Genomic DNA, 24,787 nt, shown 5'->3' with positions numbered 1-24,787 from the left:
CCGGCCCGGCGGCCCCGCAGGTCACTGCGGGGGCGGCCCGCCGACCGGCGTTCACCGGATCGACACCCGTCAGGCGGGGGCCCGGCCACCCGGGGCACCTACACAGGTCCCATGGCTGTTCTGCATGCCGCTGGCGCACCCCTGACGACCAGTGGATACACCCTGCTGATCGCCGACGACCCGACCCAGGTCGCGGCAGCGCAACGCCTGCGCCACGAGGTGTTCGCCACCGAACTCGGCGCGACCCTGCGTCCGGATGCCGCCGGACTGGACACCGACGACCTCGACGCCCACTGCGACCACCTGATCGTCCGTGAGGAGCGCACCGGCGCGGTGGTCGGCACCTACCGGCTGCTGCCACCGGGCCGCACCGGGCGTCGGTACGCCGCCGGGGAGTTCGACCTGACCGCGTTGGACCCGCTGCGTGACCTGCTGGTCGAGACCGGGCGTTCCTGCGTCCACCCGGACCACCGCTCCGGCGCGGTGATCAACCTGATGTGGGCCGGGCTGACCCGCTACCTGCACCTGCGCGGCTCCAACTGGCTGGGCGGCTGCGCCTCGGTGCCGGTCGACGACGGTGGCCGGGCCGCCGCGCAGGCGTGGGCGCTGGGCCGCGCCGGTCACCTGGCCCCGCCGCTGCTGCGGGTCCGTCCGCTGCGGCCCTGGTTCGCCGAGCCGGGCGCGGCGGCGGCGGAGACCGCCACCGGGGACTCCGCCGGGCGGGCACTGGTCCCGCCGCTGCTGCGCGGCTACCTGCGGCTGGGCGCGTGGATCGCCGGGGAACCGGCGTACGACCCCGACTTCCGTTGCGCCGACTTCTACGTGCTGTTCGCGCTGGACCGGATGAACCCGCGCTACCTGCGGCACTTCCTGGGCGGGGCGGCGCGGTGAGCGCCGAACTGTGGCGTCCGACCGCCGGCTGCGGCCCGGACTGCCTGCCGGGGGCGCGGCGGGTGGAGGTGTCGCCCGGCCGGCAGGTGGCCCGACTGCTGGGCGTGCTCGGGATGCTGCTGGTCGGGGCCGTCCTGGTCGTACTGCTGCCGGTGCTGCCGACGGCGGGGCGGGCGTCGGCACTGCGGGGCTGGGCCCGGTGGACCGCCGGTGCGCTCGGGGTGCGGCTGGCGGTACGCGGGCGGCTGCCCCGGCGGCGGGCGCTGCTGGTCGCCAACCACGTCTCCTGGCTGGACATCCTCGCGGTGCTGACGGTCGCTCCGGCCCGGCTGCTGGCCAAGCGGGAGGTGCGGAACTGGCCGCTGCTCGGGCTGCTGGCCCGCGCCGGGGGCGCACTCTTCGTGGACCGGTCGCGACCCCGGGACCTGCCCCGCACGGTGGACCGGCTCGCGGCGACGCTGCGGGCCGGTCACCCGGTCGCGGTCTTCCCCGAGGGTACGACCTGGTGCGGCGTCGCTCCCTCGGCCGGCTGTCGACCGTCGCGGGGATTCCGGCCGGCGGTCTTCCAGGCGGCGATCGACGCCCGGGTCCCCGTGGTGCCGCTGCGGATCAGCTACCGCTCTGCTGCCACCGGGGCGACGACCACCACCGCCGCCTTCCTCGGCGACGAGACCCTGTGGCGCTCGGTGCGTCGGGTGCTGGCCGCCCGGGACCTGGTGGTGCACGTCGCGGTGACCGCCGCCCTGCATCCGGCCCCCGGCGCGGACCGTCGGCTGCTGGCCCGCGCCGCCGAGTCGGCCGTGCACCTGCTCCCGCCCCGCCCGGTCGTCAGCCGGCCCACCCTGGCCGCTGTGCCCGGGGTCGCCCCGCCCGGGTCCGCGTCCGCGCCGGCCGCCGGGAAGGGCCTCGGCCTGGCCGCCTGACCCGATCTCATCCGAGGGCTGCTTCGACGGCATGATCCACTCGGGTGGGCCGTTGTTGCGGCGCCCTGGCGACCGGTTACCGCAACATCGGCCCAAGTGAGTGAAGCGGAGGTGGGGGCGAGGCGGGGGTGGGCATTGGTGGGTTTGCGACTCGCGACAGTCTTGTTCTATCGCGATGTATCGCGTTACGCTTCCTCCGTGCAGTGGCGCGGCCGTCGGCCGCGACCCCGGAGGGAGACGTCATGACCAACTGGACGGTCGACAGACCACAACGGATCACCATCGAGGGGCCGGTCACCCAACTCGACGTACGACTGATCACCGGCCGGCTCAACGTGGTCGGCACCGACGGCCCGGCCCGGGTCGACGTCACCCGGGTCAGCAGCCGGCCGGTCATCGTCGAACACCGCGACGGCGTGCTCCGGGTCGGCCACGAGCGCCACCCGCGCTGGCCCGGGTTCCTCTGGTGGCTCGGCCAGCTCGGTCGCCGGTTCCGGGCCGAGGTGTCCATCGCCGTCCCGGCCGCCGTCCTGGCCGACCTGCACCTGGTCGACGGCGCACTGGTCGCCTCCGGGCTGGTCAACGACACCACCGTCAACGTGACCTCCGGGCAGATCACCCTGATGGGGCTGGCCGGGCGAACCAACGCGCGGATCGTCTCCGGCCCGGTCGAGGCCCTCGGGGTCACCGGTGACCTCACCCTGGACACGGTCTCCGGCGAGGTGACCCTCGCCGAGAGCGCGGCGGGCCGGGTGCACGCCAACACCATCTCCGGGGCGATCACCTGCGACCTGGACAACCCCCGGCGCAGCGAGATCCGGCTCACCACCATCTCCGGGCCGATCACCGTACGGGTCCGTGAGGACAGCGACCTCGCCGTCCACCTGCACACCACCTCCGGGCGGATCACCAGCGGCTTCCCGCAGGTCGGTGGCGGGGTCGGCGTCGGCCCGGTCAAGGACAGCCACGGGGTGCTCGGCGCGGGCGAGGGTAAGCTCTGGGCGTCCGCGACGTCCGGCAGCATCGCCCTGCTCGCTCGGCCGGTGGACGCCGACCAGGAGGAGCTGCCGTGACCGCCGTGTTCAGTCACGGGCGGCTGCGGCTCTATCTGCTCCGGCTGCTCGACGACGGCCCCAAGCACGGCTACGAGCTGATCCGGCTGCTGGAGGAGCGCTTTCTCGGCCTCTACGTCCCCAGCGCCGGCACCATCTATCCCCGGCTGCAACGGCTGGAGGCCGACGGCCTGGTCACCCACACCGCCGCCGGGGGCCGCAAGGTCTACGAGATCACCGAGGCGGGCCGGGCCGAGCTGCGCCAGCGCGCCGACGAGGTGACCACCCTGGAATCCGACATCACCGCCTCGGTGGAGGATCTCTCCGCCCTGGCCGGGGAGATCCAGACCGAGGTACGCGGCTCGGTGCGCGACCTCAAACGCGAACTGCGCGAGGCCACCCGGCAGACCCGGCTGACCCGCTGGGACCGCCCGACCCCGACCCCGCAGCCCCGCCCGGCGACCCCCACCTCGCCGTCGCGTCCGGCGGCCCCCGCCGACGGCGACTCCCCACTGCTGGCGGAGTTCGACCAGCGGCTGGCCGCGTTCACCGTCGAGGTCGGGGCGCTGGTCCGGGCCGGACGGCTCAGCGACACCCAGCTCCGTACCGCGATCCGGGTCCTCGACGGCGCGTTGGACGGGCTGAGCCGGCTACTGCGCTGACGGCCACGTGTCGCGGGCGTCGCCCCGGTCGTCGTGCTCTCCGCCGGCCGCGACCGGGGCACCGGACGGCTTCACAGGATTTTTGCAGCAACCGTCCAGCGCCGCCGCAGCGACATCACGGATGATGGCCAGCATGGCCGCTACCCAGACTGAGGCGCGACTGCTCGTCGTCGAGGACGACCCCAACATCCTCGAACTGCTCTCCGCCAGCCTCCGCTTCGCGGGGTTCGACGTGGCGACCGCCACCAGCGGCAGCGCGGCCCTGCACGCGGCCAAGGACCACCGCCCCGACCTGGTGGTGCTCGACGTGATGCTGCCCGACCTGGACGGCTTCGAGGTCATCCGGATGCTCCGGGAGGGCGGCACGCGTACCCCGGTGGTGTTCCTGACCGCCCGGGACGCCACCGACGACAAGATCCGGGGGCTCACCCTGGGCGGCGACGACTACGTCACCAAGCCGTTCAGCCTGGAGGAGCTGACCGCCCGCATCCGGGCGGTGCTGCGACGCACCGCGACCGGCGAGCAGGCCCCGTCCCGGCTCACCTTCGCCGACCTGGAGCTGGACGAGGAGACCCACGAGGTGCACCGGGCCGGTCAGCGGGTGCAGCTCTCGCCGACCGAGTTCAAGCTGCTGCGTTACCTGATGCTCAACGCCAACCGGGTGCTGTCCAAGGCGCAGATCCTCGACCACGTGTGGAACTACGACTTCCGGGGCGACGACAACATCGTCGAGTCCTACATCTCCTACCTGCGCCGCAAGGTCGACAACACCCAGCCCCGCCTGATCCACACCCTGCGCGGCGTGGGCTACGTCCTGCGCAAGCCGGCGGCGTGAATCCGCTCGACGAGGCGAAGGGACGGATCCGGAGCGTTCCGCTGCGGGTCAAGCTGGTCGCGGCGGTCCTCACCCTGGTCGCCGTCGCGCTCGTGGTGATCAGCTCGCTCACCACGTACTTCCTGCGGGAGTACCTGATCGGGCAGGTCGACGGCGAGTTGCAGTCGGCCAGCGTCCAGGTCGGCCGGGCGCTGCCGGACCTGGAGAGCGGACGGGTCAAGGCCGCGCTGCCCACCGACTACGTCGTCGCGCTCGCCGACGAGGACACCTCCCGGTTCATCGGGTACGACCCGGCGCTCGAACCGGACGACCTTCCCCCGGTCCCGGCGGACCTGCCCGGGTTCCGGGCTGACGAGGGCGAACCGTTCACGGTCCGCTCGCAGGACGGCCGGGAACGGTGGCGGATGCTCTACCGGGAGCTGTCCGACGGCCGGGTCCTCGCCGTCGGGCAGCACCTCACCGACGTCGACCTGGCCGTCAAGCGGCTGATCTGGATAGACATGCTGGTCGGCGGGGCGGTGCTGATCCTGCTCGCCTCGATCGGCGCGGCCATCGTGCGGACCAGCCTGAAACCGCTCGTGGAGATCGAACGGACGGCTGCGGCGATCGCCGGTGGCGACCTGACCCGCCGGGTGCCCGACCCCGAGGAGGGGCAGGAGTGCGCCACCTCCGAGCTGGGCCGGCTCTCCCGGGCGTTGAACGCGATGCTGGCCCAGATCGAGGCCGCCTTCACCGCCCGCGCCGCCTCGGAGATGGCCGCCCGTACGGCCGAGGCCGGCGCCCGGGACGCGGCGCACGCCGCGCTGGCGTCGGAGGCCCGCGCCCGGCGGTCGGAGGAGCGGATGCGGCAGTTCGTCGCGGACGCCTCGCACGAACTGCGTACCCCGCTGACCACCATCCGGGGCTTCGCCGAGCTGTACCGGCAGGGCGCGGCCCGCGCCCCCGAGCAGACCGCCGACCTGCTGCGCCGCATCGAGGACGAGGCGGCCCGGATGGGGCTGCTGGTGGAGGACCTGCTGCTGCTCGCCCGGCTGGACCGGGAACGCCCGCTGTCGCTGGCCCCGGTGGAGCTACCGGTGCTCGCCTCCGACGCGGTCGAGGCGGCCCGGGTGGTCGCTCCGCAACGGCGCATCGAGCTGGAGATCGCGCCGGGCTCCGGCCCGCTGGTGGTGCACGCCGACGACGCCCGGCTGCGGCAGGTGATCGGCAACCTGATGACCAACGCGCTGACCCACACCCCGCCGGAGGCGTCGGTGACCCTGCGGCTGCGTTCCGAGGCCGGGAACCTGGCCGTGGTGGAGGTGGCCGACACCGGGCCGGGGCTCGCCCCGGAGCAGGCCGAGCGGGTCTTCGAGCGGTTCTACCGGGCCGACGCGGCCCGGACCCGCCGGGCCAGCGGGATCACCAGCACCGGGCTGGGGCTGGCCATCGTCGCCGCCCTGGTCACCGCGCACCAGGGCACGGTGGAGGTGGCCGAGACGCCCGGCGGCGGGGCGACCTTCCGGGTCCGGCTGCCGCTGCTGTCCGAGTCCGGCGGTGACGGTGAGTGATCCCGCTCCGGGCCGGGAGTGGCTTTCAGAAAACTTCCAGGGGGATTCCAGGCTGGTGACAGTGGCACAGGGAAAACTAGTGGCATGACCGAGTTCGAGACCGACCCGCAGCGTCGGCCGGCTGCCACCGACGCCGAGCCGTCGCACCCCTCCGCCGAGCCGTCCCGCGTCGAGCGCGGCGAGTCCGACACCACCGCCTCTCCGGGCGACGCCGCCGGCACCGCGGGGGCGCCGGCCGGCACATCCCACCCCGGATCGCCGTACGCGCCACCGTCGTCGCCGTACGCGCCGCCCGCCGCGAGCGCGTACCCGCAGTCGTCGTACCAGCCTGCGGCGGCCTCCGGTGACCAGGCGTACCGGCCCGGCTATCCGGCGTCCACCGGCTACCCGCAGGCGGGGCAGTACCCGTCGGCCGGTTACCCGCAGCCCGGCCAGCACCAGTCCGGCTGGGCCGGCGGCTACCCCGGCCAGCACCGCCCCGGCCAGCCGGGCGCGGCGGCGCAGTCCGCCGGTTATCCCGGTCAGCCCGGTTCCGCCGTCGGCGGTCAGCCGGGTGCCGGTTACCCCGGCCAGCCCGGCGCGCAGTCGTCGGGGGGTTACCCGGGGCAGCCGTCCGCCGGCTACCCGGGTCAGCCCGGCCCCGGCGGGCCGCAGCAGCCCGGCCAGCCGGCCCCGCCGTGGGCGTCCGGCCCGGCGCCGCAGGCCGGCAAGGTGGCCAAGTTCGTCGGCGCGGGGGTGGCGGTCTTCGCCCTGATGCTCGGTTCGGGCGTGGCCGGCGGGGCGCTCGCCCTGGCGGTCGACGGCGACGGGGGCGGCATCACCCGCAACTACTCGGCCGCCCCCGTGATCAACAGCGCCGACCTGCCGAAGATCGCCGCCTCGGTGCAGGACAGCGTGGTCTCGATCATGACCGACAGCGGTGAGGGATCGGGCGTGGTCCTCAGCTCCGACGGCTTCGTGCTGACCAACAACCACGTGGTCGCGTCCGCCTCCGGCAAGACCGTCCGGGTGGTGTTCGCCAACGGCCAGTCCGCCTCCGCCGAGATCCGCGGCACCGACCCGAAGACCGACCTCGCGGTGGTCAAGACCAGCGGCCTGGACAACCTCAAGGCGGCGAAGTTCGGCGACAGCGACGCCATGCAGGTGGGCGACCAGGTGCTCGCCCTGGGTAGCCCGCTCGGTCTGCAGGGTTCGGTGACGGCCGGCATCCTCAGCGCCCGGGACCGCACCATCCAGGCCGGCAGCGGCGACAGCCCGCAGCAGGCCCCGCAGGGTGGCGCCAGCTCGATCTCCGGCCTGCTCCAGACCGACGCCCCGATCAACCCGGGCAACTCCGGCGGCGCGCTGGTCAACACCCGGGGCGAGGTGATCGGCATCAACACCGCCATCGCCACTGCCGGGCAGGGCAGCACCGGCAACATCGGGGTCGGCTTCGCCATCCCGAGCAACAAGGCCAAGAACGTCGCCGAGAAGCTCCAGCGGGGTGAGAAGGTCAGCCACCCGTCCCTCGGCGTCAGCGTCAACGCGGCCGAGGACGGCGGGGCCCTGGTGGCCGCCGTCACCGGGGGCAGCGCCGCCGAGAAGGCCGGCATCCAGCGGGGAGACGTGATCACCAGGTTCGGCGACAAGGTGATCAACGACTCCAACGATCTGGTCGGCGCGGTGCAGGCCGGCAAGGTCGGCGACCGGGTCCAGGTGACCTACAAGCGAAATGGTACGGAGGCGACTGCAACCGTGACGCTCGCCGAGACGTCATAGTCCTCAGACCTACCTCCTCCGGGCGGCGGGCGGCGGAGCCAAGGGGGTTGGCTCCACCGCCCGCCGCCGTACGCACCCCGGCCGGGCCCCACCCGACCGGGGTGCGTTTGGTTGTCCGGCCAGCGGGAAATCGCCGCCGATCCCGGGTCGGGACGAGGTTCCGTAGCGGGACAACGGGGGAGGATTCGTGGCCGTGACCCACCGTCCGTCGGAACGCCCACCGTCCGGGCCGCCACTGCGGATCGCGATGCTCGTTCCGCCCTGGCTGTCGGTGCCGCCGCCCGGTTACGGCGGGCTGGAGCAGGTGGTGCACGGGCTGGTCGACATGCTGGCCAGCCACGGCCACCAGGTGACCCTCTTCGGGGCGGGCCGGCAGCACGGCACCGCCGCCGACTTCGTCTCCACCATCGACGAGGTGCAGTACGACCGGCTCGGTGAGTCGCTGCCGGAGCTCGCCCACCTGGCGCGGGCCAACCAGTTGATCTCTGCCGCCGACTTCGACGTGATCCACGACCACACCACGATCGGGCCGCTGGTCGCCGGCCGGCGTGCGGTGCCCACCGTGGCGACCGTGCACGGCAACCCGGTCGGCGAGTACGGCGCGGTGCTCAGCGACACCGACCACGGGGTGGGCCTGGTGGCGATCTCCCACGCCCAACGGCGGGCCAACCCCGGCCTGCCCTGGGTCGGCACGGTGCACAACGCCCTCAACGCCCGGGACGTGCCGACCAAGCGGCAACCCGGCCGGGGCCCGGTGCTCTGGTTGGCCCGGTTCAGTCCGGACAAGGGCCCCGACACGGCGATCCGGGCCTGCCGGGCGGCCGGCCTTCCGCTCACCCTGGCCGGCAAGTGCAACGAGCCGGCCGAGCGCCACTACTTCGCCGAGGTGGTCCAGCCGATGCTGGGCGACGACGTCGACGTGATCATGAACGCCGACCGGGAGGCGACCCTGCGGTTACTGGTCGACGCCCGCTGCCTGATCATGCCGATCCAGTGGGAGGAACCGTTCGGCATGGTGATGGTGGAGGCCATGGCGACCGGCACACCGGTGGTGGCGCTGCGCCGGGGCGCGGTGCCGGAAGTGGTGGTCGACGGGGTGACCGGGCTGGTCCGCGACCGGGCCGACGAGCTGCCGGCGGCCCTGCGCGAGGTGGTCCGGCTCGACCCGGCGGCCTGCACCGCCCACGTGGCCGACAACTTCTCCACCGGGCGGATGGCGCGCGGCTACGAGGCGATCTACCGGGCCGTGGCACTCGGCGTGGCCCCGCCCGTGCACCGGCCCGTCGCACTGCGTACCCGCTGAACGGGGTGCGGGGCGGTGCAGCGGACGGTGGTTCCGGTGCCGGCGCGGGGCGTCAGACGGCGGTCGCGGCCAGTTTCCGGGCGGCGGCTTCGAGTTGCCGGCCGTACGCCGCGGTGATGCCACCCTCGTCGATCCGGCGGGTGACCTTCTCGCGGAGCGCGGTCGCCTGCGCGGGCACGTCGGACTGGCCCTCGGCGGCGGACCGGGTCAGGTTGGCGAGCACGTTGCGCAGGTCCAGGCCGACGTCCTCGCGGACCTCGCCGGTGCGGACCCCGTCGTCGATCAGCTGACGCATCCGGTCGGCCGCCTCGGTCAACCCGCCGCCGCCCTGCCCGCCGTCGGGGGTGGTGGTGGGCTGTGGGCGGGGCGGTGTGGGCGTCGTGGTGGCCCGCCGGGGGGCCGGCTGCGCGGTGGGGTCCGCCGGTGGCTGGGTGCGCGGCAGCGACGGCTCCGTCGCCGGGGCCTCGGTCTGCCGGGCGACCGGCGGGGTGGTGTGGGTCCCCGGCTCCAGCAGCGGGGCGAGCAGGAGGACCGCCGCGACGGTGAACACCACCAGCGCGCCCACCGCCACCAACGGCCGCCGCGACGGCGGCAGCTCCGGCTCCGGCTCGGCGGGCCCGGTCGCCGCACGACCGTTCCCCGTGCCGCCGGCACCTGCGCCACCGTTGGCCGTGCCACCTGCGCCGTTGTTCGCCGCGCCGTAGGCGGTGTGCCGGCCGTCCGCCGCGCCAGGGCCCGGCGGCCCGCCTGCGGGGGACCGGTCGCCGGCTGCGTCGCCGGACCCCGCCCCGGCCAGCCCGGCCCCCGGGATGCCGGTGCCGGCCGCACCGACGCCGGCCACTGCGCCCACCCCCGAAGCCGCACCGACGCCCGACGCCGCGCCCGGCGTGCCGGCCAGTGCGGGCAGGGTGACCGTGGGGGAGAGCATGGTGGCCGCCTGCGGATCACCGGGCAGCAGCTGGTCCCGCAGCGCGGTGGCGACCTGGTGCGCGGTCGGCCGGTCGTGCGGGTCCCGGGCCAGGCAGCGCAGGCAGACGTCCACCACCACCGGAGGCAGCCCCGGTACGCCGTCCAGCGACGGTGGTGTCTCGTCGACGATCGCGTCGGCGAGCTGTTCCCAGGTCTCCGCCGGGTACGGCGGATGGCCGGTCAGCGTCTCGTAGAGCAGCACGCCGAGGGAGTAGACGTCGGTCGACGGCTGGGCCGGCGCCCCGTCCAGGCGTTCCGGGGCCACGTACGCCGGGGTGCCGAAGGTGCCCCCGTCCTCGTCGTCGTCGGGGGTGCCGACCTGGGTGGCGATGCCGAAGTCGAGCACCTTCGCCCCGGTCCGGGTCATCATCACGTTCGCCGGGGTGATGTCCCGGTGCACGATGCCCAGCCGGTGCGCCGCCGCCAACGCCTCGGCGACCTGGGCGCCCACCTCGACCGCCTCCGGCCAGGGCAGCGGGCCCTCGCTCAGCCGGTGCTCCAGCTCCTCGCCGGTGAGCAGCTCCATCACCACGAACGAGGTGATCTCGCCGTCCGGGGCGAGCGCCTCGCCGTAGTCGTGCACCGCGGTCACGTGCGGGTGGACCAGTTGGGCGGCCGACCGGGCCTCCTCGCGGACCATGTCCCGGAAGCGGGCGTCGGCGGCCAGCGACGGCGCGAGCACCTTGACCGCGACGACCCGGTCCAGCACCTCGTCGCGGGCCCGCCAGATCACCGACATCCCGCCGGCCCCGATCCTGTCGAGGAGCCGGTACCTGCGGGCCAGCAACCTACCGGCGTTCAGGGCTGCCATCAGTGTTCGCACCTGCCTGGGGTTCGGGGTGGTGTCAGGTTGCGCGAATGTGTCCCCCCTGTCAACGGTTGTCCATTTGTCCGGTGACCCTCTGCAGTGGCCGTTTCGCCCACCGCCACCGGTTCCTGATCGACGCCGGTGACCAGCGGCTGCGCCGGCAGGCACGGGCGGTGGCGTGCCAGGATGAACGACATGAGTGGCGGTCCGGTGGCGTTCGTGCTCGGCGGCGGGGGAGTGCTCGGCGCGGTCGAGGTGGGCATGCTGCGTGCCCTGTTCCGGGCCCGGATCCGCCCCGACGTCGTGCTCGGCACCTCGATCGGCGCGGTCAACGGCGCTTTGGTCGCCGCCGACCCGTCCGAGGCGGTCACCGACCGGCTGGTCCGGCTGTGGGCGTCCCCGGAGGCGAGCGAGGTGTACGGCGACTCGGTCGCCCGGCAACTGCGCCGCTTCGCCGCCCGTACCCACCTGCACTCGCCCCGGCCGCTGCGCAAGCTGCTGGAGGGGGAGCTGGGCGCGGACACCACCTTCGCCGACCTGAAGGTGCCGTTCCGCTGCTGCGCGGCCAACATCGAGCGGGCCGCCGAACACTGGTTCCACACCGGACCGCTGGTGCCGGCGGTGCTCGCCTCCGCCTCCGTACCGGGGCTGCTGCCGCCGGCACAGATCGACGGCCAGCACTACATAGACGGCGGGATCGTCAACTCCATCCCGATCGGCGAGGCGGTCGCGGTCGGCGCGACGCAGATCTTCGTCCTCCAGGTGGGGCGGATCGAGCGGGAGCTGACGCCGCCCCGCCGACCGTGGGAGATCGCCCAGGTCGCATTCGAGATCGCCCGCCGGCACCGGTTCGCCCGGGAGATGGCGGCCCTGCCCGAGGGGGTACGGGTGCACGTGCTGCCGACCGGCGGGCTGGAACCACGCGACGACAGCCCGTGGGCCTACCGGGACATGGCGGCGGTGGGACGGCGGATCAGCCGCGCCTACACCGCCTCCCGGCACTACCTGGCGAGCCTGGACCGCTGATGCCGCTGCCCCCTCGGTGGGTACGCCGGCTGTTGTTCGCACCCGGGGTGATCCTGCTCGCGGTCACGGTGCTGACCGCGGTGCCGGTCTGGGCGCTGCTCGCGCTGGCCGCGTCGCCGTTCGTGCCGGGCCGGTTGCGCCCGCTGCGGCTGCTCTGGATCGGGTGCGTCTACCTGGTCTGGGACGCCGCCGCACTGGTCGCCCTCTTCGTGCTGTGGCTGGCCTCCGGATTCGGCCGGTGGAAGCGCACGCCGTCCTTCCAGCGGGCACACTACGTGCTCGCCGGCTGGTTCCTGCGGGTGCTGTTCTGGCAGGCCCGGTGGACGCTGCGGCTGAGCATCGACGTGGTCGGCACCGACCCGGACACCGCCCTGCCGGGCCGGCCGGAGCTGGTGCTCTGCCGGCACGCCGGCCCGGGTGACTCGTTCATCCTGATCCACTCCCTGGTCAACTGGTTCCAGCGGGAGCCCCGGATCGTGCTCAAGGAGGCGCTCCAGTGGGACCCGGCGATCGACGTGCTGCTCAACCGCCTGCCCAACCGGTTCGTCGCCGCCGGTGACGGCCGGGACGCGGCGGTCCGGCAGATCGGCCACCTCGCCACCGGCCTGGACGACGACGACGCCTTCGTGATCTTCCCGGAGGGCGGCAACTTCACCCCCGGCCGACGCGTACGGGCCATCGACCGGCTCCGCGCGCTCGGGCTGGAGCGGATGGCGGTGCGCGCCGAGCGGATGCAGCACGTGCTCGCCCCGCAGCCCGGCGGGGTGCTCGCCGCCCTGGACGCCGCACCCGAGGCCGGCGTGATCTTCGTGGCGCACACCGGCCTGGACCGGATGCTCACCGTCGCCGACGTGTGGCGGGAGCTGCCGATGGACAAACGGATCGTGATGCGGTTCTGGTCGGTGCCGCCCGAGGACGTCCCGACCGGCCGGCAGGAACGGATCGACTGGCTCTTCGACTGGTGGGACCGGATCGACAGGTGGATCGCCGCCAACCGGGACGGCGTGACCGCTGAGTGAACGCACCGTGACGGTCGACCGTTTCGCCGCCGATCCCACGTAGGGTGCGCAGGTGGACCAGATCTGCGTGGTGACGACGGTGGTGGACTCGCGCTCCGTCGCGGACCTGATGGCGGCTGCCGCGGTGGCCGGGCGGCTGGCCGCCTGCGCCCAGGTCGGCGGCCAGGTCGACAGCACGTACTGGTGGCGGGCCGGGGTGGAGACCAGCACCGAATGGTCGGTGCAGTTCAAGACCGCCCCGGACCGGGCCACCGCGCTGGTCGGCCAGATCCGGGCCAACCATCCCTACGAGGTGCCCGAGATCCTGGTCACCCGGGTGGACAGCGGCGACCCGGCGTACGCGCTCTGGGTGCACGAGAACACCCGTACCTAGGTACGGGCACTCTGGCCAGGGGTTGCCGCCCACCGGCAGGATGGCCGGGTGCAGAACACCGGTTACCCCTGCCCCCGCTGCGGTGCGCCCGCCGAACTGACCCGCGGGTGCGTCGGTTGCGGGTTCGGGCCGTACCCGCCCGCCGCCGAGGTGGTCCGGCTGGACCGGGAGATCGTTTCGCTCGGCCGGGAGGTGGAGCGGGCCCGGGAGGCGTACCAGGGGCTCGGCGCGCGCCTGCTCGCGGCGCAGCGCCAGCGGGCGGAACTGGCGGCCCGGATCCGCCGGGAGATCCCCGCGCCGGTCCCGGTCGGTGCGGCGGTCCGCGTACCCGCGCCGGCCGGACGTCCCGTCCCGCCGGCTGTTCGTCCGGCAGGCCACCCGGTCGTCCCGGCCGCGCGCCCGGTGGTCCCGGTGCGTCCCGGCGGTGTCGTCGGGTCCGGCGGGTCCGTGCCGCCCGCCGGGTCCGGACCCCCACCCGTGGGTACGCCGGGCCGCCCGGAGACCTCGACCCGGACGATCCAGTGGCTGCTGTTCGTCCTCGGTGGCCTGCTGCTGGGCACGGCGGCGGTGGTCTTCACCGCGGTCGCCTGGGCGGCGGTGGGGGTGGCGGGCCGGGCGCTGATCCTGGCCGGGTTCACCGCGCTCGCCCTGGCGGTGCCGCTGGTGGCGAAGTGGCGCGGCCTGCGCGGCACCGCCGAGACGTTCGCGGCGGTGGGTCTGCTGCTGGTGGTCCTCGACGGGTACGCCGCCTGGTCGGTGAACCTGCTCGGCACCGCCGACTGGTCGGGTACCCGGTACGCCGCCCTGGTCACCGGGCTCAGCGCGGCGGTCGCCACCGGGTACGCCCTGCTCAGCCGGCTCACCGTGCCGTGGTTCGCGGCGCTGTTCGTCGTCCAGCCGGTGCTGCCGCTGGCGGTGGCGCAGTCCCGGCCCGGAGCCACCGGTTGGACGCTGACGTTCCTCGGGGTGGCGCTGCTCGACCTTGCGGTGGTGGTCGCGCTGCGCCGCCGCTCGCCGGCCCCGCTCGCCGTTCCGACCGGCCCGGCCCCGCTCGCCGTTCCGACCGGCCCGGTTCCGACCGGCCCGGTCCCGGCGGTCACCGGGTCGGCAGCGAACCGCCCGGTGCCGGCCGGGCCTGATCCCGCCGCTCCGCCACTGGCCGGAGCGGTGCCACCCGGGGCGGCTCCGGCCGCTGCGGGTCCCGGGGAAGCGGTGGTGGTGCCCGCCGGGGGGTCGGGCGCCACCACCGTCCCGGCGGACGGGGGACCGGCGGCCGGCGGGGGCCGGTCGCCGGACCGCCCGGTTCCACCGCCGTGCTCGCCGGCCGGGTGCTCGGTTGGCTCGGCTTCGGTGCCGCGACGACGGTCGCCGCGAGCTGCGCGCTGGTGCCGCTGGTGCTCGGCCGGGCCGGCGGTCAGCCGCTGCTGGCCGGCCTGCCGATGCTGCTCGTCGGCCTGGTCCTGGCCGGTGCGGCCCGGGTCGCGGGTGCCGGGGTGTTCCGCCAGCTCACCACCGGGCTGCTGGTGCCGTTGCTCGCCGTCGCGATGCTGCGGCCGGTGGCCGAGCTGCGGGCCGGGTTCCTGCTGCTCGCCGTCGGCCTGGTGGCGGCCGCTCTGGCCGGCGGCGTCCGGCTGCTGCCGCAGCGGCACCGCACCGGCCCCCGGGTCGGCGCGCTGCTGGTGGCGGCCGGTGCGGCCCAGGTCACCGTGCTCGCCACCGGTTCCCTCGCGGCGCTCGCGGTGGGCCGGTCGCTGCCCGCCTGGCAGGGGGCCGCCGCGGGTCCCGATCTCCCGTGGGGCTGGCAGCTCCCGCTCACCGCCCTGCTCACCGTCGGCGCCGGCCTCCTGCTGCTGTCGAGGACGGCCCGTCCGGTGACCGTACTGCTGGGCGTGGTGGTCACCGCCGCCGCGCTACCGGCGGTGACCACCACGCCGTGGCCGGCCACCCTCGCGGTCGACCTGGTCGTCGGGGCGGCACTGCTGCCGGTGGCGGTGCTGCGGTGCCGTCGTGCCGCGACGGTGCTGGTCGGCGCGGCCGGTGCCGCCGTGCTGCTCGGGCACGGCCTGCTGGTGGCGGCGGCAGAACCGGTGGGGCTGCTGGCGGCACTCGGGGTGGTACTGGTCGTCGGGCTGGCGGTGGCGCTGCCCCCCCGCCCGGCGAACGCCGTCGCGGCCCGGGTCGCCGGGGTCGCCCTGACGGTCGCCCTGCTCACCGTGCCGGCCGGCGCTGCGGTCGCGCTGCGGGCCGCCGGGTCGCCGGCCTGGTGGCAGCTGCGGGTCGGGTTCGCCGCCGCCGTGCTGCTGCTGGTCCCGCTGCTCGCGCTCCGTCGCCGCCGTCCCGACCTCGACGGGTACGCCGGCACCGCGCTCGCCGTGGCGCTGGCCGCCGTGGTCACGCCGACCGTCGTACCGGGTGGGGAGTCGTTGGCCCTCTATGCCGCGGCGGCGCTCGGCATGCTGGTGCTGGCCGAACGGCGTACCGCTGCGGTGACGACCGGCCGGGTGGTCGGCGTCGGCCTGGCCGGGCTGGCCCTGGTCGCCGCCGCTCCGCTGACCCTCACCGCGTTGGTCGCCCCCTACGGTGACCCGGTCCGACCCTGGTCGGGGGTGCCGACCGGGGACGGCGCGTCGGGTGCCCCGGCGGTCGGTGTGGCGCTGCTGGTCCTCGCCCTCACCGCCGCGCTGCTCGTCCACCGGTACACCGGCCGCCGGTCCGGGTCGGCCGTGGCCGCGCTGCCGTTCGGGGCGGCGGCGCTGCCCGTGCTGCTGCTCGTCGGCCCCGCACCCTGGCCGGTGGTGCCGGCGGTGGTCCTGCTCGTCGGCAGCGCGGCGCTGCTCACCGCCGCGCTCGCCGGCCCGGTTCGGACCGCCCCCGCTGCCACGGCCACCCCGCCTGCGGCTGTCCCGGGTGGGCCCGGTTCCGGCGCGGCACCGACAGCGGGTGGACCGCCGGTGGGCCACCGGCGTGGCGGGGAACTGCTGGTGCCGGTCACCACCCCGATCGGTCTGCTGTGGACGTTCTTCGGCCTGGTCGGGCTGCTCGCCACCCGGGCCGGTACGTTGGCCGCGCTGGCCCTGCTGGTGATCGTGACGGCGGTGATCGGTGCGGTCGGCAGGCGGCCCGGAGTACGGCTGCTCGGCTGCCTGACCACGGTCGCGGCGGCCACCTCCTTCGCGTTGACCGCGCCCCTGGCCGCCGGCCTGCCGACCCGGACGGCCGGGTTCCCGGTGCTCGTGGTGGCGGTGGCGGTGCTGCTCGGCGCACCCCTGCTGGCCCGGCGCGGGTCGCTCACCGTACGGGCGTTGGAGGCCGCCGCGCAGGCGGTGGCCGTGCTCGCCCTGCTGCTCACCGTCGGTGCGATCCGACACGCGGCGGTGATCTGCGTGCTCTGGGGGGCCGCCGTGGCGCTGCGGGTGCTGTACCCGGGTCAGTCGGCCGGCCAGCGGTGGGTCTTCGGGGCGGTGGCCGGTGGCAGTGAACTGCTCGGCGCGTGGCTGCTGCTGATCAGCGGCGAGGTGGTGCTGCTGGAGGCGTACACCCTGCCGGTGGCCGGGCTGACGTTGGTGGCCGGCCTGCTGGCGCTGCGGAGCCGGCCCGGGTTGACCAGTTGGCTGGCCCTCGGCCCCGGGCTCGCCGCCGCTCTGCTGCCCAGTCTGGTGTCGGTGCTGGTGGCGGCGGACCCGCAGCCCTGGCGGCGGCTGCTGCTGGGCGGTGCCGCGCTGGGCGTGGTGCTGGTCGGCGCGGTCCGGCGCTGGCAGGCGCCGGTGGTGCTCGGCGGCGGCAGCCTCGTCCTGCTCGCGCTGCACGAACTGGTCCGGGGCTGGGACCTGCTGCCCCGCTGGATCTACCTGGCCGTCGGCGGGCTGGCGTTGATCACGCTCGCGGCCACCTACGAGCGGCGTCGGCGGGATGTGAGCCGGCTGCGGGCGGCGGTGGGCCGGATGGGCTGAGCCGCCCACCGGTAGGGTCGTGCCAAGGCAGCGCCTGCGCACCGCCGAGCCGGCGCGCAGACGCCGACCGGGCCGGCGGTGGCGGCCCGGCAGAGCGACGAGATCCTCCGGAGCGCGCGATGAGATTCGAGATCAGCAAGGTGCTGGACGCCATCGAGGGGCGGGTCTGCACCGATCCGTCCCTGGCCCGAGCGGTGCTGGACCTGGCCGAGGTGATCCGCTACCAGGATCTCGACGGCGGGCGTCCGGCCAGCCTGCTGCGGCTCGGCATGGTGATCGACGCGCTCTCCCGCGAGCTGGCCGAGGACAGCGTCCCGGTCTACGCGATCGTGCACCGGGCGCTGCTCTCCGACGCCGACCTCACCTCCAACGAGCGGATGGTGGTCCGCCGGTGGGCCGACGACGGCCTGGTCGAGGTGCTCGACAACCCGGGTGACCGGATGCTGGAGGTGGCCGACCTGCTCGGCCTGCCGGTGGTCAGCCGGATCCGGTTCGACGGGCTGCGCGGCCGGTTCCCCTGGCTGGTGGAACAGCCGGGGCGGGTGGTCGCCCCGGTGCCCGGTGCCGGCGGCCCGGCCTTCGTCGCGCACGTCGGCGGCGGGCACACCCCGGTCGAGGGGGACCGTTCCCCGGTCGGTGGGCAGTTGCTGGCCCGACAGTGGCGGTGCCCGGAACCGGGCTGCGCGCTCTTCGGCGGCGGTGGGGGCGGCGGGGCGTTCGCCGACCTGGCCCGGGTGGACCGTGCCCCGGCCGGCCAGCCGCCGCCGGCCCTGCGGCAGGGTGTGCCGACCTGCCCCCGGCACGGTGCCCGGCTCTCCGACGCCGGGCCGCGCCCGCGCAGCGAGGTGCTGGCGATCCGGATCGGTGGCCTGATCCGTCGCCGCTTCGTCCTCACCGAGGACCAGCCGGTGACGGTCGGCCGGGCGCCCGAGGAGCCCGGTGGCGTGATGCTCGGCCAGTGGCTCAACGACGAGACGCGACGGTGGATCAGCCGGGCACACGTCCGGTTCGAGCTGCGGGTCGGCGAGGTGATCGTCACCGACGTGAGCACCAACGGCTCCGGCATCCGGCCGAACGGCTCGATGGCCGAGGCGGAGCGGGTCCCGCTGGCACCGAAGCAGTCCCGGGTGCTCGGCGGCGCGGACATGGTGGAGCTGTACCCGGGGGTGCAGGTCGGCCGGGCCCGGGAACTGCCCACCGGCGCGGCGTTCACCCCGACCTCGGTGATGGCCGAGGCACCCACCATGGCGATGCGGCTGCCCCGCAACTGACCGGTGGTCGCCCTGACCGACCGGTCGCGCAGACCGGCCGGTCGTCGGCTCACATGCCCCGGCGGGCCGCCACGGTGACCGGCGGGCCGCCACGGCAAGGTGTGCCGCCACGGCGGGCGTCGACCCGACACCCGCCGTGGGTACGCGGCTCAGCCGGCCAGCACCGCGGCGAGCTGCGCCACCGCGTGGTCGATCTCGTCGGCGGTGATCACCAGCGGTGGGGCCAGCCGGATCGTCGAGCCGTGGGTGTCCTTGGCGAGCACGCCCCGCTCCATCAGCCGCTCACACGCCTGCCGGCCGGTCATCAGCGTCGGATCGATGTCCACCCCGGCCCACAGCCCACGCACCCGTACCGCCACCAGACCCTTGCCGAGCAGCCCCTCCAGCCCGGCCCGCAGCCGTTCGCCCAGCTCGGTGGAGCGGCGCTGGAAGTCGCCGGTGGCCAGCAGCCGGACCACCTCGGTGGCGACCGCGCAGGCGAGCGGGTTGCCGCCGAAGGTCGAGCCGTGCTGGCCCGGCTTGAGCACCCCGAGCACGTCCGCGTTCCCGGCCACCGCGGAGACCGGCACGATGCCGCCGCCGAGCGCCTTGCCCAGCAGGTACAGGTCCGGCACGACACCCTCGTGCTCGCAGGCGAAGGTGCGCCCGGTACGACCCAGACCGGACTGGATCTCGTCGGCGACGAACAGCACGTTGCGGTCGGTACAGACCCGGCGTACGCCCGGCAGGTAACCGTCCGGCGGCAGCACCACGCCCTGCTCGCCCTGGATCGGCTCCAGCAGCACCGCCACGGTGTTCTCGTCGATCGCCGCCTCCAACGCCGCCAGGTCGCCGTAGGGCACCACGATGAACCCGGGCGTGTACGGCCCGAAGTCGGCGCGGGCGTCGTCGTCGGTGGAGAAACTGACGATGGTGGTGGTCCGGCCGTGGAAGTTCCCGTCGGCCACGATGATGTTGGCCTGCCCCGGGGTGACCCCCTTGACCTGGTAGCCCCACTTGCGGGCCACCTTGATGCCGGTCTCCACCGCCTCGGCGCCGGTGTTCATCGGCAGCACCAGGTCCTTGCCGCAGAGCGCGGCCAGCTCCCGGCAGAAGTCGGCGAACTGGTCGTGGATGAACGCCCGACTGGTGAGGGTGAGCCGGTCGAGCTGCTCGTGGGCGGCCCGGATCAGGGTGGGGTGCCGGTGGCCGAAGTTCAGCGCCGAATAGCCGGCCAGGCAGTCCAGGTAGCGACGGCCGTCCACGTCGGTGAGCCAGGCGCCCTCGGCGGAGGAGATCACCACCGGCAGCGGGTGGTAGTTGTGCGCGGTGTACCGCTCCGCGTCCCGGACGGCGGACGGGGTCCGCAGCATGTCCTCGATCACTGGCTCGCCTTTCCCTGACGGAGTCGCAACGTGCAGCACTTCGGTCCGCCGCCGGCCTTGCGCAGCTCGGACAGGTCGACACCGATGGTCTGGTAACCCCGGTCGCGCAGCTTGGCGGCCAGCCCGGTGGCCTGCGCGGGCAGCACCACGTGCCGGCCGTCGCCGACCGCGTTGAGGCCGAGCACCTCGGCGTCGGCCATGGTGGCGTGGACGGCGTCCGGGAAGAGCCGGCGCAGCACCGCCCGGCTGCCGGGGGAGAACGCCTCCGGCAGGTACGCCACGGTCCGCTCGTCGAGCACGGTCAGCGCGGTGTCCAGGTGGTAGAAGCGCGGGTCGACCAGTTGCAGGGTGACCACCGGGTGACCGAAGACCTCCTGCAACTGGGCGTGTGAGGCGTGCGCGGTACGGAACCCGGTGCCGGCGAGCAGGTGGTCGCCGACCAGCAGCACGTCCCCCTCGCCCTCGTTGACGTGCTTCGGGTCGTACACCTCGAAGCCGGCGGCCTCGAACCAGGCCCGGTAGGCGGGGGCCTCGTCGGCGCGCTGCGGGTCGCGGAACTGCACCGCCATCGCCCGGTCCCCGATGACCGTGCCACCGTTGGCGGCGAAGACCATGTCGGGCAGGCCGGCGACCGGGTCGATCAGCTCGACGGTGTGGCCGAGGTCGAGGTAGGTGCGGCGCAGCTGCTCCCACTGCCGGATCGCCAGCGCGGTGTCGACCGGTGCGGTCGGGTCCATCCACGGGTTGATGGCGTAGTCGACGGCGAAGTACGTCGGCCGGCACATCAGGAAGCGCTGGCTGGTGGCGTCCATCGTCATTGTCCTGCTCCTGGGGTCGGGCGCGCCCGGCCTCCGTGGCCCACGGGCTGGCGCCGTGGCTCAACGGTATGTGCCCCGGGGGTGCGGCAACCACCGCCGAGACTTGCGTACGGCAGCGGTTCGTTGCGTGTGGTCCGACCGCGACGGCGATCCGTTGCGTGGCAGCGCACAGCGAAGGGGCCGTCACCCCGGCGGGAGTGACGGCCCCTGTGCGCATCGGTGGCGGCGAACCGCTGCCCCCGAACGAGTGGGTGCCCGGCTGGTGAACCACCAGACTGGTCGGGCGGTGCCGGCGAACCGGCTGGTCCAACGTCGCCGGCGAACCGCCGGCGAGATCAAATGTGCCCTCAGAACCGGTCCACAAACTGTGAGTCAAGCCACTCCCGGAACCGGGCCACCCAGTCGCCGTCGGTGGTCGGCCAGTCGAACTGGCCGGTGAAGGCGAGCACGCCCAGCACCACCGCGGCCAGGCCGACCAACACGCCGACCAGCGCGTCCGTCGTACCGGCCACGTGCCGACGGCGGGTCGCGATCAGGCCCAGCACCGAGAACACCGCGCCGAGCGCGCCGAGCGCGATGCCGTACCCGGCCAGGGAACCGGTGAGCACGAACGCCGCGCCCACCACCGACACGATCAGGCCGAGGGTGGCGAGCAGGCTCGTCCTCGGCTTCGGACCGGCCACCACCGGCGGCTCCGGGCGGACCTCGTCGGCGGCCACCCGGTCCCGGTCGGTGGTCGGGGTGGGGACGCCGGCCGGTGCGGCGGGTGCCGTCCGGTCGGCGGGCGTCGCCCGGTCCCGGTCGGTCGGGCGGTCCGCGTCCACCGGGCGCGGTGCGGTGCGTACCGGGCCGGCGTCGGCGACCCGGATCGGGTCGGTCGGCGTCCGGGGCTCCTCGTCGACCGTGCCGGGTCGGGCGGCGGCGCTGCGGCTGCCGTCGACGGCGCTGCGGGCGGTCGCCGCCCGCGCCAGCGCGCCGCGCTCCGCCGCCCGCCGCTCCGCATCCGGGTCGGACCCGCCCGCGTCGACGCGGCCGTCGACGCCACGCCGGGTGGCGTCCGCACGCTCGGCGCTGCGTCGCGCCACATCGGCGTCGCGCTCACCGTCGGTGGCCAGCGACCCGCTGCGGTACGTCGCCCGCTCGGCGTCCCGGTCCGTCACCACCGGCTGGTCGCCGCGCGCGTCGACCACCCCGTCACCGTTGCTGTCCTGCGCCGTACGACGACGCAGGAGCGAAGGAACGTTCACCACCACACCTCCTTGTCGATGCGTGGAGCCCTCGGAAGGGTCGGTGGCCGCCACGCGGGAACGATCTGGATGTACCCCGCACGTCCATCGACCACACACCACCGCGCCGGACCGGGCCGTGCCGAGCCGGACCGGGCCGTGCCGAGCCGCCCGGACCGTGTCGTGCCGGGCCGTGTCGGGCTGGGCTTGGGCCGGGCCGGGCCGGGCCGTGTCGGGCTGGGCCGTGCCGTGCCGTGCTGGGCTGGGCTGGGGCGGTGCCGGCCGGGGCGGTGCGGGCCGGGGCGGGGCACCGGCGTCGGTGGGGTCCGGTCGCCTGACTACCCTTGGTGCCCGTGCCAGAGGGACACACCATCCACCGGCTGGCGGCCCGGCACGCCGAGCTGTTCGCCGGAGACAAGGTCACCGCCAGCAGCCCGCAGGACCGCTTCGCCGACGGTGCCGCCCTGATCTCCGGCACCGTCCTGCACGGCACCGAGGCGTACGGCAAGCACCTGCTGCACCACCACGCCGACGAGCGCACCCTGCACGTCCACCTGGGCCTGTACGGCAGGTTCACCGACGGCGACGGCGAACCGCCCGTACCGGTGGGGCAGGTCCGGTTGCGGCTGGCCAGCGACCGGCACTGGCTCGACCTGCGTGGACCCGCCGCCTGTGAACTGCTCACCCCGCCCGAGGTGGCGGCGTTGCGCGGCCGGCTCGGCCCGGATCCGCTGCGCGCCGACGCCGACCCCGACCGGGCGTACGCCCGGATCGGCCGCAGCCCGACCCCGCTGGCCGCGCTGCTGCTCGACCAGTCGGTGGTCGCCGGCACCGGGCTGATCTTCGTGACCGAGGCGCTGTTCCGGGCCGGCCTGCGGCCGATGCTGCCCGGCCGGCAGCTCATCCCGGCCGGCTGGGCGGCGCTCTGGGCCGACCTGGTGGCGCTGATGACGCTGGCGGTGACGCGCGGCCGGATCGACACCGTCCGCGACGCCCACCTGCCCGAGGCGATGGGCCGCCCCGCCCGGGTCGACCGGCACGGCGGCGAGGTGTACGTCTACCGCCGCGACGGCGCCCCGTGTCACATCTGCGGCGGCCCGGTCAGTCGGGGCGGGCTGGCCGGCCGCAACCTCTACTGGTGCGCCACCTGTCAACCCTGACTCAGTGGCCGTCGACCAGCCAGCGGGCCACCTCGACCTGGTTGGTGAAGACCGTGTCGCCGTCCAGGCTCCAGGCGAGGCAGTGCGCGATGGTCCAGCCGACCACCCGGTCCCGGTCGAGGCCGAGCGCGCCGGTGACCCGGTCGAGCCGACGCCGTACCGCCTCGGGGGAGTGCCCCAGCTCGACGCCGCGCACGATCGGCACCACCGCGAACTCCCGCTCGCCCAGCAGCGGCTTCGGGTCGATCACCAGCCACGGTTCGCGGGTGGCCCGCAGCACGTTGCCGGCGTGCAGGTCCTGGTTGACCAGCACCTGCTCGCCCTGGCTGTCGACCAGCCGGTCGAGCTGGTCGAGCGCTGCGTCGACCAGCCGCCGCTCGTAGGGCCGGCCGGCCCGGTCCCACTTCTCCGGCAGCCGGTGCCGCCAGCCGGTCGCCTCCTCGGCGAGCGGGATGAACGGCCCGGCCACCCGCCGCCACAGCCGGGGCAGCAGGCCGGCCACCACGTCCACCGCCTCGTCGGCGGGCAGTTCGTGCAGCGGTGAGCCGGGCCGGCACCGCTCCACCAGCAGCGCCCGCCGCTGCGGGTCGTGGGCGAGCAGCCGGACCGCCGCCTCGCCGTCCCAGTGCGCCAACGCGTCGGCCTCGTGCCGGCTGTCCGGGTCCGGGTACTGCAACTTCAGCACCGCCGGCGTGCCGTCGGGCAGGTCGGCGGGCATCGCCAGCGAGGCGAACGCGTACGGGAAGGGCGGGCCGAGCCGCAGCGACCACTGTTGCGCGCACTCGTCCCGCCACCGGGCCAGCGTGGCCAGCCACTCCCGCCCCTCCGGCGTCTGCCGCACCCACGACAACCCCGCCGGAATCTCCACCCGCCCATTGTGCGGATCGGGGAGAGTTGTTGCTGCCCTGGCGACAACAACTCTCCACAATCAAGTGAAGCCGGTTGAGCCGTCCGGGAAAGCGGGACGGTCAGGGGTGCCAGCCGGCGGCGGTGAGGGCGGCGCGGAGTTGGGCCGCGACCTCGTCGGGGCGGTGGCGGACGTCGAAAGCGGTGAACCGCAGGATCCGGTCCCCGGAGATCCACACCCCGTTCTGTCGGCGCAGGTCCGCCGCCCAGTGCCGGACGTCCATGTGGTGTGCGTCGTCGACCTCGACGTGCAGCCCCCACTGCCGCCAGTACGCGTCCAGGTAGCGGGTTCGCCCGTCGGCGTCCCGCCGCCGTTCCTGCAATTCGGGCCGGGGCAGCCGATACCTGCGGCACAGGCGGACCAGGTCGATCTCGGACAGCGCCTCCGCACCGCCGGTCAGGTCGGCGATGGTGGTGCGGATCAGCGCCGACCGGCGCAGGCGGGGCAGTCGACGGGACACCGCGTCGAGTTCGCCGGGGGTCACCCGCCGCTGTTGACAACCGGCCGCCAGCACCGACTGGGCGTCGTCGTCGCCGCGCATCCACTGGGCCGCGTCGATCAGCGAGCGGGCCATCGTGGTGCGGTCCGGCCGCCCCCGCTGCCGGTCGCCGTCGGTGAGCTGCCGGGTCCGTCGTACCCGCACCGCAGGCATCCCCAGGGGCAGCCGGCGCAGCAGGTCGGGGGCCTGACGTTGGTACGGGATCAGCACGTCCACCGCCTCGTGCCGCCACCGCCCGCGTAGCCCACCCGCCTGCGCCGCCGCGAGACCGGCCAGCACCGCGTCGGCACCGGCGGCCAGCACCGCCACCCATCGCGACTGGTCGACGGTCACCGGGCCACCGCCGACGCGCAGGATGCCCCGGCACACCCGCTCCCAGCGGCCGGTGGCCAGCAGGTGCCGTACCCGGGCGGGGGTGAGTTC

The 24,787-nt window shown here is 75.0% G+C and carries 20 protein-coding genes and 2 pseudogenes; 15 read left to right on the top strand and 7 right to left on the bottom strand.

What is annotated here, in order from left to right:
• Positions 1-111 precede the first annotated feature (111 nt).
• The 9 genes and pseudogenes from J7462_RS14295 (at position 112) to J7462_RS14260 (ending at position 8,974) form a co-directional block, all read left to right on the top strand.
• Positions 112-891, top strand: coding sequence for a GNAT family N-acetyltransferase (locus J7462_RS14295; protein WP_219464500.1), 780 nt, complete (start codon positions 112-114; stop codon positions 889-891).
• Positions 888-1,814, top strand: coding sequence for a 1-acyl-sn-glycerol-3-phosphate acyltransferase (locus tag J7462_RS14290; RefSeq protein WP_219464499.1), 927 nt, complete (start codon positions 888-890; stop codon positions 1,812-1,814). The genes J7462_RS14295 and J7462_RS14290 overlap by 4 nt, the downstream gene beginning before the upstream one ends.
• 242 nt (positions 1,815-2,056) lie before the next feature.
• Positions 2,057-2,887: a DUF4097 family beta strand repeat-containing protein gene (locus J7462_RS14285; RefSeq protein WP_219464498.1), complete on the top strand. Its 831-nt coding sequence runs from the start codon at positions 2,057-2,059 to the stop codon at positions 2,885-2,887.
• Positions 2,884-3,528: a PadR family transcriptional regulator gene (locus J7462_RS14280; RefSeq protein ID WP_219464497.1), complete on the top strand. Its 645-nt coding sequence runs from the start codon at positions 2,884-2,886 to the stop codon at positions 3,526-3,528. The genes J7462_RS14285 and J7462_RS14280 overlap by 4 nt, the downstream gene beginning before the upstream one ends.
• A 133-nt stretch (positions 3,529-3,661) precedes the next feature.
• Positions 3,662-4,363, top strand: coding sequence for a response regulator transcription factor (locus tag J7462_RS14275; protein ID WP_091068807.1), 702 nt, complete (start codon positions 3,662-3,664; stop codon positions 4,361-4,363).
• Positions 4,360-4,525 (top strand): annotated as a pseudogene (locus J7462_RS33635) (two-component sensor histidine kinase); the annotation flags it as partial. The gene J7462_RS14275 and the pseudogene J7462_RS33635, both read left to right, overlap by 4 nt.
• A 137-nt stretch (positions 4,526-4,662) precedes the next feature.
• Positions 4,663-5,913, top strand: a pseudogene (locus J7462_RS14270) (sensor histidine kinase); the annotation flags it as partial.
• An 84-nt stretch (positions 5,914-5,997) separates the two neighbouring features.
• Complete coding sequence (locus J7462_RS14265; RefSeq protein WP_219464494.1) at positions 5,998-7,671, top strand: trypsin-like peptidase domain-containing protein; 1,674 nt, start codon at positions 5,998-6,000, stop codon at positions 7,669-7,671.
• Between the two features lie 193 nt (positions 7,672-7,864).
• A complete protein-coding gene (locus J7462_RS14260) occupies positions 7,865-8,974 on the top strand; it encodes a glycosyltransferase family 4 protein (protein WP_374197580.1) in 1,110 nt (369 codons plus the stop codon).
• Positions 8,975-9,026: 52 nt separating this feature from the next.
• On the opposite strand, the gene J7462_RS14255 is transcribed toward J7462_RS14260, so the two are convergent.
• Positions 9,027-10,754, bottom strand: a complete 1,728-nt coding sequence (locus J7462_RS14255; protein ID WP_219464492.1) for a serine/threonine-protein kinase — start codon at positions 10,752-10,754, stop codon at positions 9,027-9,029.
• Between the two features lie 192 nt (positions 10,755-10,946).
• On the opposite strand from J7462_RS14255, the gene J7462_RS14250 reads away from it, so the two are divergent.
• The 3 genes from J7462_RS14250 to cutA are packed head-to-tail and all read left to right on the top strand — an operon-like array spanning position 10,947 to position 13,169.
• Positions 10,947-11,777 carry a patatin-like phospholipase family protein gene (locus J7462_RS14250; RefSeq protein ID WP_208568494.1) on the top strand — a complete coding sequence of 277 codons (831 nt, stop codon included), beginning with the start codon at positions 10,947-10,949 and terminating at the stop codon, positions 11,775-11,777.
• Positions 11,777-12,796 carry a 1-acyl-sn-glycerol-3-phosphate acyltransferase gene (locus tag J7462_RS14245; RefSeq protein WP_219464489.1) on the top strand — a complete coding sequence of 340 codons (1,020 nt, stop codon included), beginning with the start codon at positions 11,777-11,779 and terminating at the stop codon, positions 12,794-12,796. The genes J7462_RS14250 and J7462_RS14245 overlap by 1 nt, the downstream gene beginning before the upstream one ends.
• A gap of 52 nt (positions 12,797-12,848) precedes the next feature.
• Positions 12,849-13,169 carry a divalent-cation tolerance protein CutA gene (gene cutA / locus J7462_RS14240; protein WP_208568358.1) on the top strand — a complete coding sequence of 107 codons (321 nt, stop codon included), beginning with the start codon at positions 12,849-12,851 and terminating at the stop codon, positions 13,167-13,169.
• Positions 13,170-13,231: 62 nt separating this feature from the next.
• Here the strand turns inward: cutA and J7462_RS14235 are convergent, their stop codons facing one another.
• The gene (locus J7462_RS14235) at positions 13,232-14,110 is read right to left on the bottom strand and encodes a hypothetical protein (protein ID WP_219464488.1); all 879 of its coding nucleotides are present in this window, start codon (positions 14,108-14,110) and stop codon (positions 13,232-13,234) included.
• Between the two features lie 372 nt (positions 14,111-14,482).
• Here J7462_RS14235 and J7462_RS14230 point away from each other — a divergent pair, with 372 nt between their 5' ends.
• Positions 14,483-17,119 carry an SCO7613 C-terminal domain-containing membrane protein gene (locus tag J7462_RS14230; RefSeq protein WP_219464487.1) on the top strand — a complete coding sequence of 879 codons (2,637 nt, stop codon included), beginning with the start codon at positions 14,483-14,485 and terminating at the stop codon, positions 17,117-17,119.
• Between the two features lie 119 nt (positions 17,120-17,238).
• Entirely contained in the window at positions 17,239-18,390 is a 1,152-nt protein-coding gene (locus J7462_RS14225; RefSeq protein ID WP_219464486.1) for an FHA domain-containing protein, read from the top strand.
• Positions 18,391-18,539: 149 nt separating this feature from the next.
• Here the strand turns inward: J7462_RS14225 and rocD are convergent, their stop codons facing one another.
• From rocD to J7462_RS14210, 3 genes are all read right to left on the bottom strand, one after another.
• Complete coding sequence (rocD, locus tag J7462_RS14220) at positions 18,540-19,754, bottom strand: ornithine--oxo-acid transaminase (RefSeq protein ID WP_219464485.1); 1,215 nt, start codon at positions 19,752-19,754, stop codon at positions 18,540-18,542.
• A complete protein-coding gene (gene ddaH, locus J7462_RS14215; RefSeq protein WP_208568495.1) occupies positions 19,751-20,566 on the bottom strand; it encodes a dimethylargininase in 816 nt (271 codons plus the stop codon). Before ddaH ends, rocD begins: the two co-directional genes overlap by 4 nt.
• Positions 20,567-20,919: 353 nt before the next feature.
• Entirely contained in the window at positions 20,920-21,822 is a 903-nt protein-coding gene (locus tag J7462_RS14210) for a DMT family transporter (RefSeq protein WP_219464484.1), read from the bottom strand.
• Between the two features lie 329 nt (positions 21,823-22,151).
• Here J7462_RS14210 and J7462_RS14205 point away from each other — a divergent pair, with 329 nt between their 5' ends.
• Positions 22,152-22,958: a DNA-formamidopyrimidine glycosylase family protein gene (locus tag J7462_RS14205; RefSeq protein WP_219464483.1), complete on the top strand. Its 807-nt coding sequence runs from the start codon at positions 22,152-22,154 to the stop codon at positions 22,956-22,958.
• A 1-nt stretch (position 22,959) separates the two neighbouring features.
• Here J7462_RS14205 and J7462_RS14200 read toward each other — a convergent pair whose 3' ends face one another.
• Together J7462_RS14200 and J7462_RS14195 are read right to left on the bottom strand one after the other, a co-directional pair.
• Positions 22,960-23,826, bottom strand: coding sequence for an aminoglycoside phosphotransferase family protein (locus J7462_RS14200; protein ID WP_219464482.1), 867 nt, complete (start codon positions 23,824-23,826; stop codon positions 22,960-22,962).
• 100 nt (positions 23,827-23,926) lie between these two features.
• On the bottom strand, positions 23,927-24,697 hold the full coding sequence (locus J7462_RS14195; RefSeq protein WP_308290902.1) for a hypothetical protein: 771 nt from the start codon (positions 24,695-24,697) through the stop codon (positions 23,927-23,929).
• Between the last annotated feature and the right edge of the window lie 90 nt (positions 24,698-24,787).

The organism is Micromonospora sp. RL09-050-HVF-A (assembly GCF_019374995.1).
GTDB lineage: Bacteria > Actinomycetota > Actinomycetes > Mycobacteriales > Micromonosporaceae > Micromonospora > Micromonospora antibiotica.
The sequence above is the reverse complement of the archived record's forward strand: the minus strand, read 5'-3'. Positions and strand labels throughout refer to the sequence as shown.